A 4,646-nucleotide genomic window follows, 5' to 3' on the forward strand; every position below is an offset into this window, starting at 1 on the left:
CACGACGAAACCCACACCCTGATCACCGGCATCGCCCAGGCGTTCACCGCGGGCGTACCGGTCGACTGGGCCGCCTGCCTCGGCACCGGCACCACAGCTCCGGCACCCCTGCCCACCTACGCCTTCCAACGCGAACGCCACTGGATGGAGCGCAAGGACGCCGCCCCGGGCGACGAGGCACGTGGCTGGAGCTCGCTCGGTCATCCACTGCTCGCCGCGAAGGTCGAACCGGCGGGGAGCGAAGAGGTGTTGTTCAGCGGCCGCGTCTCGGTCGGGACGCATCCGTGGCTGGAGACGTACACCGTCCTGGACACTCCCGTCCTGCCCGCCGCCGCGCTCGTGGACCTCGTCGTGCGCGCGGGTGACGAGTTGGGCCTCGGCACGCTCGACGCCCTCACCGTGCACACCCCGCTCGTGCTCTCGGCGCTGACCTCGACGGAGATCCAGCTCGCCGTCGCCGGCCCCGACGACTCGGGCCTGCGTGCCTTCACCCTGTACGCCCGGCCGGCCGACGAGGGCGCTCGCTGGACCACGTACGCGGACGGCAGCCTGTCCGTCGCCGCCGGCCGGCCGGTGCGTCCCGTCGGCGACGGCAACGGTACGGAGGTGACGCTCACCGACGAGCTGCTGCCGGACGCCGTCCGCTACGGACTGCACCCGGGGCTGCTGGAGGCGGCTCTCCGTGCGGCGGAGGAGGCCGACGCCGTCGCCCCGGCCCGTCCTGGCACCGTTCTCGTCCCTACCGAATGGCACGACGTGCGGCTGCACGCGAGCGGTGCCACGGTCGTCCGTGTCCAGTGGCAGGCCGTCGACGAGCGCACCGTGGCCGTCCGGCTCACCGACGCCGCCGGTGAGCCGGTCCTGACGGTCGGCCGACTGGTCTTCCAGGACGTGCCGTACGACCGTTTCACCGCCGCCGGCCGGGCGGCCCTGCCGCTGTACCGCACCGAGTGGGGCATCGCCGAGCTGCCGACGGCCGAGGCCTCCCTGCGCTGGGCCGACGTGGGCCCGGACAACGGCGACGGCACCGGCACCGGCACCGGCACCACCTACTCGACCCTCTCGGAAGCGGCGGAGGCCATCGCGGCGGGTGCCCCCGTCGACGCCTTGCGCGTGTGGGCTCACGACGGGTCCGGCACCGACGTGGTCGACGCCCTGCACCGGCGCACCCGTGACGCCCTCTCCCTGGTCCAGGGGTATCTGGCCGACGAGCGTCTCGGGGACGTCCCGCTGGCCGTGGTCACCCGCGGTGCCGTCGCCGTCGGCGCCGAGGAGGTCGCCGACCTGGCCGGTGCCGGAGTCCGGGGCCTGCTGCGCTCCGCGCAGGCCGAGGCACCGGGCCGGATCTTCCTCCTGGACCTGGAGCTGGACCTGGAGCGGTCGGCGGACGGGGAGGGCGAGGACGAGCACGGGAACGAGCACGGGAACGGGCACGAAAACAAAAACAAGGACGAGCCCCTCGAACTGGATGCGCTTCTGTCGGCGGTCGTCGCCGCAGGCGAGCCGGAGGCCGCCGTACGCGACACCGGGATCCGCGTGCCGCGCCTGCGCCGCGGGGACTCCACCGCGGCCGGACCGTCCGTCCCCGCCCGGCCCGATGCAGACCCGTCCCGCCCCGGCTTCGACCGGTCACCGGAGGGGACCGTGCTGATCACCGGCGGCACCGGAGCCCTCGGCTCTCTGGTGGCCCGCCGCCTGGTGGCCGAGCACGGCGTACGGCACCTGCTGCTGATCGGCCGGGAGGGCGCCGCCGCCCCGGGCACCGAGGCCCTGGTCAAGGAGCTGGCCGGGGCGGGTGCCACGGTCACCGTCACGGCCTGCGACGCCGGGGACCGTGCCGCGCTCGCGGCCGTACTGGACGGCATCCCCGCCGAGCACCCCCTCACCGCGGTCGTCCACGCCGCGGGCGTCCTCGACAACGCGCTGATCGCCGACCTGAGCGCACCGAGCCTGGCCGGCGTCCTCGCGGCCAAGGCCGATGCGGCCTGGCACCTGCACGAACTGACCGAGCGGCTGGACCTGTCCGCCTTCGTCCTGTTCTCGTCGAGCGTGGGCGTCCTCGGCGGGCCCGGTCAGGCCAACTACGCCGCCGCCAACGCGTTCGTCGACGCACTGGCCGCCCTGCGCGCCGCGCGGGGCCTCGCGGCCACCGCGATCGGCTGGGGCCTGTGGGACCCCGACGAGATCGGCGGCGGCATCAACGCCGCTCTCGGCGAGGCGGGCCACAAGCGCTACACCAGGGAAGGCTTCCGGCTCATCCCCGCGCAGGAGGGCCTCGCCCTGCTCGACGCGGCACTCGCGGAGGGCGCGGCCCACCTGGTGGCCCTGCCGCTGGACCTCGCGGCCCTGCGGGCGCACGGCCGGGTACCGGCCGCGCTGCGCGACCTGCTCCCCGCGCCGGGCCGCCGGGGCGCCGCGCACGGCGCGGACGCCACGGGCGGTGCCACCGGCCGGGTCTCGCTGGAGCAGCGGCTGGCCGCCCTGCCCGCCGAGGAGCGCGAGCAGGTCGTGCTCGACCTGGTGCGCGGCGAGATCGCGGCGGCGCTCGGCCACGCCGGAGCCCATCAGGTCGCCGCCCGCCGGGCCTTCCAGGACCTCGGCTTCGACTCGTTGACCGCCGTCGACCTGCGCAACCGGCTGACGGCCGCCACCGGCATGCGGCTGCCCTCCACCCTCGTCTTCGACCATCCGAACCCCGAGGCGCTCGCCGCCCACCTGCTGGGCCGGCTGGACGTGGGCGACGCACCGGGCGGGACCCCCGCCCTGGCGGAGCTCGACCGCCTGGAGGCGGCACTGCTCGGTGCGGACGCCCCCGACGACGAGGAGACCCGCTCCGCGGTCACCGCCCGGCTGAAGGCGCTGCTGGCGCGGATCGCGGCGGCGGAGGCACCCGAGGACGACGCGGCGGACGTGGCCGAGTCCATCGAGGCCGCCACCGCGGACGACCTCTTCGCCTTCATCGACACCCAGCTCGGCCGTTCTGCGCACTGAACCTCGGCGGGAGTGCCCCCGCGGCGCTCCCGCCCGGACTGAGGAGAGACGAACCAGCATGGCCACTGAGTCCAACGACCGGGCCCGGCAGACCCCCGCCGCCAAGGGACAGACCAACGAGGAGAAGCTGGTCGAGTACCTGAAGTGGGTGACCGCCGACCTGCACAAGGCCAAGCAGCGGATCACCGAGCTGGAGAGCGGTCAGGACGAGCCCGTCGCCGTCATCGGCATGGCGTGCCGCTACCCGGGCGGGGTGACCTCGCCCGCCGAGCTGTGGAGGCTCGTCGCCGACGGGGTGGACGGCATCACCCCCTGGCCCACCGACCGCGGCTGGGACATCGAGGGCCTGTACGACCCGGAGCCCGGCAGGGCGGGCAAGTCCTACACCCGTGAGGGCGGATTCCTGGACGGGGCCGCCGAGTTCGACGCGGCCTTCTTCGGCATCTCACCGCGCGAGGCCCTCGGCATGGACCCGCAGCAGCGCGTGCTGCTGGAGACGGCGTGGGAGGCGCTGGAGAGCGCCGGCCTCGACCCGGCCGCCCTCAGGGGCAGCCGCACCGGCGTGTTCGCCGGCCTCGTGGAACAGAGCTACCTCGACCGCGAGGGCCCCGAGGAGCTCGAGGGCTACCTCATGACGAGCAAGCTCTCCAGCGTGGCCTCCGGCCGGATCGCCTACACCTTCGGCCTGGAGGGCCCGGCCGTCTCCGTGGACACGGCCTGCTCCTCCTCGCTGGTGGCCCTGCACATGGCGGTGCAGTCGCTGCGCTCGGGCGAGTCCACGCTCGCCCTCGCGGGCGGCGTCACCGTCTCCGGCTCCCCGAGCGGCTTCGTGGACTTCTCCCGCCAGCGCGGTCTGTCCCCCGACGGCCGCTGCAAGTCCTTCTCCGACGACGCCGACGGCACCGGCTGGTCCGAGGGCGTCGGAATGCTCGTCGTCGAGAAACTCTCCGAGGCACGGAAGAACGGTCACCGCATCCTGGCGGTGATCCGCGGCACGGCCGTCAACCAGGACGGAGCCAGCAACGGCCTCACCGCCCCCAACGGCCCCTCCCAGGAACGGGTGATCAAGCAGGCGCTGGCCAACGCCGGTCTGGGCACGGCCGACGTGGACGCCGTCGAGGCCCACGGCACGGGCACCCGCCTCGGCGACCCGATCGAGGCCCACGCGCTGCTCGCCACCTACGGTCAGGGGCGGCCCGCCGGGCGGCCCCTGTACCTCGGCTCGCTCAAGTCGAACATCGGTCACTCGGTCGCCGCGGCCGGCGTGGGCGGCGTGATCAAGATGATCGAGGCGATACGGCACGGGGTGCTGCCGAAGACGCTGCACGCCGCCAAGCCGTCCAGCCACGTGGACTGGGACGCGGGCGCGGTCGAGCTGCTCACCGAGGCACGCGAGTGGCCCGCGGTCGACGGCCGCCCGCGCCGCGCGGGCGTCTCCGCCTTCGGCGTGAGCGGCACCAACGCCCACGTCATAGTCGAGCAGGCCCCCACCGAGGACGCCCCGGGAGCCGATCCGGCCGAGTTCGCTCTCCCCGTCGTGCCCTGGGTGTTGTCGGGCAGGAGCGCGCAGGCGGTCCGCGACCAGGCAGCACGGCTGCTCGCCCACCTGGAGACCCACCCCGCGCTCGCCGCCCAGGACGTCGCCCTGTCCCTGG

The 4,646-nt window shown here is 74.7% G+C and carries 2 protein-coding genes; both read left to right on the forward strand.

Features of this window, described 5'->3' with window-relative positions:
• Window positions 1-2,991 (forward strand): type I polyketide synthase (locus ACIP5W_RS35680; RefSeq protein ID WP_401482241.1); only part of this gene is annotated, 2,991 nt, incomplete at its 5' end.
• Window positions 2,992-3,049: 58 nt separating this feature from the next.
• On the forward strand, window positions 3,050-4,646 hold a 1,597-nt coding region (locus ACIP5W_RS35685; protein WP_401482243.1), incomplete at its 3' end, for a type I polyketide synthase.

This window comes from Streptomyces sp. NPDC088766 (assembly GCF_044750845.1).
Classification (GTDB): Bacteria; Actinomycetota; Actinomycetes; order Streptomycetales; family Streptomycetaceae; genus Streptomyces.